Below are 8,135 nucleotides of genomic sequence, written 5' to 3' on the forward strand. Positions count from 1 at the left end.
ACAATGGTACGACCTGGATTTCTAATGGTAATATTAAAGGTCCACAGGGAGATGCAGGTGCTGCAGGCCCTCAAGGTGCAGTTGGTCCACAAGGAGTTCAAGGTGCTGCAGGGACAAACGGCACAAACGGCACGAATGGTACCTCAGTAACCAGCGGTACTACTGTTCCAACAGGTACAGGAGCTACTGGTGATACTTACATCAATACCACTACAGGTGAAACTTATGTATATAATGGCACAACCTGGATTTCTAATGGTAATATTAAAGGTCCACAGGGAGATGCAGGTGCTGCTGGCCCTCAAGGTGCAGTTGGTCCGCAAGGGGTTCAAGGCGTTCAAGGTGCTGCGGGAACAAATGGAACAAATGGCGTTGATGGAAAATCGGTAACTAGCGGTACAACTGCTCCGACAGGTACAGGATCAACCGGTGATACTTATATCAACACGACTACGGGTGAAACCTATGTTTATAATGGCACGACCTGGGTTTCAAATGGTAACATCAAAGGTAAGCAGGGAGATGCAGGTGCCGCTGGCCCTCAAGGTGCAGTTGGTCCACAAGGGGTTCAAGGTGCTGCAGGGACAAACGGCACGAATGGTACCTCAGTAACCAGTGGTACTACTGTTCCAACAGGTACAGGATCAACCGGTGATACTTATATCAACACGACTACAGGTGAGACTTATGTTTACAATGGCACAACCTGGGTTTCAAATGGTAACATTAAAGGTCCACAGGGAGATGCAGGTGCTGCTGGTCCGCAAGGTGCAGTTGGTCCACAAGGGGTTCAAGGTGCTGCAGGGACAAATGGAACAAACGGTACCAATGGAGTTGATGGTAAATCGGTAACCAGCGGTACTGCTGCTCCGACAGGTACAGCAGCTACTGGTGATACTTACATCAATACGACTACAGGTGAAACTTATGTATATAATGGTATGGCCTGGGTTTCAAATGGTAACATTAAAGGTCCACAGGGAGATGCAGGAGCTGCTGGCCCGCAAGGTGCAGTTGGCCCGCAAGGTGCAGTTGGTCCGCAAGGGGTTCAAGGCGTTCAAGGTGCTGCAGGGACAAATGGAACAAACGGTACCAATGGAGTTGATGGAAAATCTGTAACCAGTGGTACAACTGCTCCGACAGGTACAGGAGCTACTGGTGATACTTATATCAACACGACTACGGGTGAAACCTATGTTTATAATGGCACTACCTGGGTTTCAAATGGCAATATTAAAGGTCCAAAAGGAGATGCAGGTGCAGTTGGTCCACAAGGGGTTCAAGGTGCTGCAGGGACAAATGGAACAAACGGTACCAATGGAGTTGATGGGAAATCCGTAACCAGTGGTACTACTGTTCCGACAGGTACAGGATCAACCGGTGATACTTATATTAATACCACTACAGGTGAAACCTATGTTTATAATGGCACGACCTGGGTTTCAAATGGTAATATTAAAGGTCCACAGGGAGATGCAGGTGCTGCTGGTCCGCAAGGTGCAGTTGGTCCACAAGGGGTTCAAGGTGCTGCAGGGACAAATGGAACAAACGGTACCAATGGAGTTGATGGTAAATCGGTAACCAGCGGTACTGCTGCTCCGACAGGTACAGCAGCTACTGGTGATACTTACATCAATACGACTACAGGTGAAACTTATGTATATAATGGTACGACCTGGATTTCTAATGGTAATATTAAAGGTCCACAGGGAGATGCAGGTGCTGCAGGCCCTCAAGGTGCAGTTGGTCCGCAAGGGGTTCAAGGCGTTCAAGGTGCTGCAGGGACAAATGGAACAAACGGAACAAATGGAGTTGATGGGAAATCCGTAACCAGTGGTACTACTGCTCCGACAGGTACAGGAGCTACTGGTGATACTTATATCAACACGACTACGGGTGAAACCTTTGTTTATAATGGCACAACCTGGGTTTCAAATGGCAACATTAAAGGACCACAGGGAGATTCAGGTGCAGCCGGTGCGACAGGCCCACAAGGTGCAGTTGGTCCACAAGGTGTTCAAGGTGCTGCGGGAACTAACGGTACAAACGGAACAAATGGAGTTGATGGAAAATCGGTAACCAGCGGTACTACTGCTCCGACAGGAACAGGGGCTACCGGTGATACTTATATCAATACCACTACAGGCGAAACCTATGTTTACAATGGCACAACCTGGGTTTCAAATGGCAATATTAAAGGCCCGCAAGGAGATGCAGGTGCAGCCGGTGCGACAGGCCCACAAGGGGTTCAAGGTGCTGCAGGGACAAATGGAACAAACGGTACAAATGGGGCTGATGGAAAATCGGTAACCAGTGGTACTACTGCTCCGACAGGTACAGGAGCTACTGGTGATACTTATATCAATACGACTACGGGTGAAACCTATGTTTATAATGGCACGACCTGGGTTTCAAATGGTAACATTAAAGGTCCACAGGGAGATGCAGGTGCTGCTGGCCCACAAGGAGTTCAAGGTGTGGCAGGGACTACAGCTATTGTAACTGCAGATAATGGTTTAACTAAAACCGCAGATAATATTCAGTTAGGTGGTGGGTTAATTAGAGCTACTGAAATAGTAACGGATGCTACTAATACTTTAGCTGTTAAAGGCTTACAAACTGGTTCAAATAGCGATAATCTTGTTGTTACAGATCCGACTACAGGTGTATTAAGATCAATTTCCCAATCATCTTTTGTTAATATTTATAATGCTGATGGGGCACTTACATCAAATCGAACGCTTGGACTTAACAATCATCAGCTAACTTTTAACGGTATAGAACAACAAACCTTCTGGAGTGCCGATGGTAGCATGAACCAATCTGGCTCTGGTGGAAGAGCTTCGCTATCTATGTATGGTGGAGATGACAGTAACCTATTTATTCAACAATTTAAGAACTCTAATGCACAAATATCCGCCGGTGGCAATAGTACCAGCTTATATTTGGGAACCAGCAATACTACAACGGCGGCACCTATTACTTTTAGTACCTCTATAGGTGGTGGAGCTAATGGTATCGAAAAAATGCGTATTACTGGTAACGGAAATATTGGTGTTAGTACTATATCTCCTTCTGAAAAATTAGATGTAGGTGCAGGAAATGTACGTATTCGCGATATTTTTGGTAGTGCAGGAAATACTGCAACAGACAGGATAGTGATAGCTGATACAGACGGGGTTTTAAAAACTGCTGCAATCGTTGATCTAAATAACAACCTTTACACTAATGATGGAACCTTAGCAGCTACAAGAACTGTAACTACAAACAATAACATCCTTAGATTTACTGGAAACAGCAATACTATTTTAATAAATAATGCGGGTACACAAGGTAGATTGGCTGCAACAGGTAGCACCCGGGGATCATTAGGTATGACTGGTGGATCAGCCGGAACTGCCAGTACGCTTGAGTTATATACAGATGCGGGTAGCTTAGCACAAATAAATTCTTCTGGCGCCGGATCTACAGGTTTGTCTATTGGAACAACGGGACCTCAACCGCTTATATTTAAAACAAATGGAGTAATCAGAGCGACTGTTACGCCAACAGGGAATTTGGGTATTAATAATGCATCTGCTACGGAAAAACTAGACTTGAATGGTATAGCAAGATTCAGAGGTTTACCTCTTAATGGCGCAATAAATGCTATAAACACACAATCAAACGGGTCCGCCTCTGCCACACAAGATCAAACTTTTACTGCAACAAGAACAGTAGTTGTTGATGCCAACGGGGTTTTGGGATATGTACCGGGTGTGTCAACAGATGCGGGAATTCCTAAATTATTGGTAAGTGCAGGGGTACCCGGAGCTCAAACCATAAATGGAGGCACATTTACAGGTAGGTTTTCTGTTGAAAATTTAGATGTTTACAATGCCTGGGATACATCTGATCCGAACAACAACTTTTTTACAGTTCCTGCTACTATGGGAGGCATATTCGTACTTAGTATGCAGACCTCACACACACATACAGTAGCTTCCGAAACAAATAACTCCTGGAACACAATTGCTTCTTTTCAGAGAAGTACAGACAATGGTGCTACTTGGCTGAATTTGATGCAGGATACTCAAGCTAGCAAAAATGCTACAGAGATAGCCAATGGGAATTCATTGAATTGGACTGGGCTTTTGGGAGCTGGGGATCGAATTAGGGTACGGTTTAGTTGTAGTGCAGTTGCATCTAATGTTATTTCGCTTGGCTCTCTTAGTATTACAAGAGTTAATCAATAATAAGAAGAAGGATCATAATGTACAGAAGTTAAAAATAGTAATAGATCATTTTATAAAAATGAAAAACTATAGATACCAAATTATCCTTTTTTTTAGCCTGCTGTTTGGCATACAATTTCGGGTTGCTGCTCAAAATGGCTCTGGAAGTATGACTGTTGATAATTCAGTTATTACAGTTTCTGCCGGAACAACGGAACAGCGTTTCAGTGAGGGTACTTATTTTGGTCCTAACGCAGTTTGGCAAATTGAAGGTATATTAGAAATTTACAGTAAGAATATTTGGATTGCACCGGGGGCTACTTTTAAGGGCTCGGGTAAAATTGTGATTTACAATCCTGGTGATAATCCATTTTATACTTCAATGGCATCGGGTCCAAGTTATATTGATGGAAACAATGCCGACTTTATTAACCTTTTGCTTGAACATCGTAATCCTGATAATATTGTACTGAATGATGTTAGTGACCCAGGTTTTGGAACTGCTAATCCGAGTGGAGCCCTTTCGGCTGCCTTAAATATCGGGGGGACTTTGGATCTTGCGGTAAATGGTGCCGATGTAATTTTAAATGGCCGGAATTTAGCTTTCAATACCAGCGGAAAGATGACTGGTTACAGTAAGGACCGTATGGTGGTGACCAGCAATAGTATTGCCGGTCATATGATCAAAGAATATGATGGTAAAGATGTATTTGTTTTTCCAGTAGGTATTTCTGAAGGTGATTATACCCCGGCAACATTAACCCCTCAAAATGCAGGTAAGTTATATGTAAGTGTGCAGGATTATGCTGGTGCAGGTAAAACCATTAAAAATATTGAAACAGGTATGGATAGGGTGTGGCATATTTATGGTTCGGCTGCAACAACAGTATCTATGACCCTGCAACACAACCGTGCGACCAACGGCAATCTTTTTAAAGATGAAAATGCAGCGATTTCCCGCTATGTTACCGGAGAGAAATGGGACTTTTTAAAAAGTTCTAACCCATCTCAGGGGGTACATACCCGAAACGATATCGTGGTTTCTACTGATTTTGAAGCTAACGGAGGTTTCTTTACCAAACTGGCTGTTTCAGGGGCAGCATTATTTGTTCCAAACCTCTTCACACCTAATGGCGACGGGAATAATGATGCTTTTGAAATACGAGGTTTAGAACAGTTTGCTCAGAATGATCTGATTATTGTAAACCGTTGGGGCAACCAGGTTTATAAATCCAATAATTACCGGAATGACTGGACTGGAGAGGGATTGAACGAAGGTACCTACTATTACGTTCTTCGCGTGAAGGAAAATACTGGAAGTGAATGGCAGGTATTTAAAGGGTACATCACTTTAATAAGGACTTTTAAAAAATAAGTTTCAAGTGGGCAAGAAATCATCCATCGCAATTGAAAAACATGAAAAGAATATTACAGATAATTACCGGGCTACTTTTATTCTCCAATTTGGTTAAAGGCCAGCAGGATGCACAGTTTAGCCAGTATATGTTTAATGGAATTTATATTAATCCAGCTTATGCCGGATATAAGGAGCAGTTAAATGTTCATGCATTTTACCGGAATCAATGGACTGGCATTACCGGGGGGCCTAAAACCATGTCTTTAGCGGTTGATGCTATTGCGAATAATGGAAATGTTGGGCTTGCCCTGCAAATTTCAAGCGATCATTTAGGTGCCCAGCAAAATGAATCCGTGTTTGGTAATTATGCCTATAGGATACCGATGAATAGTGATGGTTCTGCAAGATTGGCTTTTGGCCTTGGTGTGGGTGCTACTCAATTGGGGATTGATGGAAGTAAGTTAAATCCTAACGATCCTGAAATAGATCAGCCAACAGGTGTTCAAAGCACAATTTTGCCCGATGCAAGAATAGGGGTTTATTTTTCGAATAATCGTTATTATGCGGGCCTATCGGCAGATAATCTGGTTTCTCAATATATTGATATTAAGCGTTATGCGTTTATTGCGCAGCCAAAACCACATTATTATTTAACTGCAGGAGTATTGTTTCCATTAAACGAGGATGTTTTATTAAAGCCCTCCTTTCTGCTAAAGGATGATAGGGCAGGTCCAACCAGTTTGGATTTAAACACTTTTGTGATATTAGGAGATAAGTTCTGGATTGGGGGTTCTTACCGTACCGGTGTGAAATTGTACAATAAGGATTACCTGCAAAAGAATTTGAGTCAGCTGAATTCAGCCGTTGCAGTGATACAATTTTTACCGACGGAAAACTTTAGGATCGGTTATGCATATGATTTTTCTATTGGTCCACTTCAAGGTTATAGCTCAGGGACCCATGAAATTTCAATAACCTATCTATTCAAGAGAAAAAATACGAGAATGCTGACGCCGAGATATTTTTAATTTCTGCTAATGCCAGGTGTATTTTAAATCAGTAAGGAGGAAAAGAAAAAACATGAAAAAAAATATTTACAGACTACTTCTCGTTATCAGCATATTGTTTGCCCATCAAACTACGGCTCTGGCTCAATATGTGCTGCTTGAGGCCGATAAAGAGTATGAGCTTTACAACTACAATAAGGCGATTGATTTATATGAGCTGGCTTATAAAAAGAAACCAACCTTACATGCGGCTGAAAGGCTGGCTCAAGCCTATAGCTATCAGAAAAACTACAAACAAGCTGAAAGCTGGTATGCAATTGCTGCCGGAATGCCCAACACCAACCCGGAAAATGTTCTTCAATATGCCAAAGCATTACAGCAAAATTCGAAATATGCTGAAGCAAAAGGGCAATATCAGAAGTACGGTGAATTAAACAAGGCTGTTGATATAAAAGAACAAAATCGTTGGATATTAAGTTGCGATTCTGCTGGGGTTTGGATGAAAAACCCTACAACGGTGGTGATCACCAATGAAAAGATACTCAATACCCCTCAGTCAGACTGGGGGGCTACAGTGTATGGGAATAGTATTGTTTTTTCATCAGATCGTGGAAATACATCAGCCGATAAAGTGTCGGGAAATAGACCGTTCTTAAAGTTTGATGGGGCTAAAAAACCCGATCGGACTGTTTATGGATGGACGGGCAACCATTATTTAAGACTTTATGAAAAAGATGCGAATCTGGATAGTGTTTTTAGGTTCAATTTAAATGCAAATACAGATTATCATGTTGGTCCGGCAAGTTTTAGTAAAGATGGGAATGAGGTATTTTTTACTTTAAGCAAAATACCTGAAAAGCCGGTTTATGTTAATGGGAAATTGGCTACCGTTAACGTTGGGATTTATTCGAGTAAAAAAGATGCGGATGGAAAATGGATAAATCCTGTTCCTTTTAAATATAACAAAGTAGATGATTACTCTGTTGGTGATCCATTTATTACTGCAGATGGAAACAGTCTTTATTTCGTATCTAACATGCCGAATGGACGTGGGGGGACAGATATTTACGTATGCCAGCGCACTGCTGCTGGCGATTGGGGATTGCCTGTAAATTTAAAGGAGATTAACACCGAAGGCAATGAACGGACGCCGGTACTTGATCAGGAGAATAATCTTTATTTTAGTACTGATGGTAGGATAGGAATGGGAGGCCTCGATATTTTCAAAACTCAGTTACTGCCTGGAAAAATTGCCGAACCAAAAAACCTGGGTTATCCGACAAACTCTCCACAAGATGATTTTACTTATCTGAAAACTTCGCCATTAACTGGATATTTTACCTCAAATAGACCAGGTGGGCTTGGCAGCGACGATATCTACAGTTTTAAGGAGCTGCAGACCTTTGCTTTAAAATTGACCGGTCGTTTATTTGATAACGCGCGTAAGCAGCCATTGGCAAATGCAATAGTTACCCTTTCTAAAATCAATGGCCAAACGTTAAAGGTACAAACTGATGAAACTGGTGATTTTAGGTTTAATCTGGATCAGGAATCTGA

The 8,135-nt window shown here is 42.3% G+C and carries 3 protein-coding genes and 1 pseudogene; all 4 read left to right on the forward strand.

Annotated features, from left to right (window positions below; genetic code table 11):
* A pseudogene (locus DBR11_RS21735) lies at positions 1-4,235 on the forward strand (collagen-like protein); the annotation flags it as partial.
* Between the two features lie 58 nt (positions 4,236-4,293).
* Positions 4,294-5,589, forward strand: a complete 1,296-nt coding sequence (locus DBR11_RS21740; RefSeq protein ID WP_158275362.1) for a gliding motility-associated C-terminal domain-containing protein — start codon at positions 4,294-4,296, stop codon at positions 5,587-5,589.
* Positions 5,590-5,630: 41 nt separating this feature from the next.
* On the forward strand, positions 5,631-6,599 hold the full coding sequence (locus tag DBR11_RS21745; protein WP_108554718.1) for a type IX secretion system membrane protein PorP/SprF: 969 nt from the start codon (positions 5,631-5,633) through the stop codon (positions 6,597-6,599).
* A 52-nt stretch (positions 6,600-6,651) separates the two neighbouring features.
* A partial coding sequence (locus DBR11_RS21750) for a PD40 domain-containing protein (protein WP_108554719.1) occupies positions 6,652-8,135 on the forward strand: 1,484 nt, incomplete at its 3' end.

The organism is Pedobacter sp. HMWF019 (assembly GCF_003061025.1).
GTDB lineage: Bacteria > Bacteroidota > Bacteroidia > Sphingobacteriales > Sphingobacteriaceae > Pedobacter.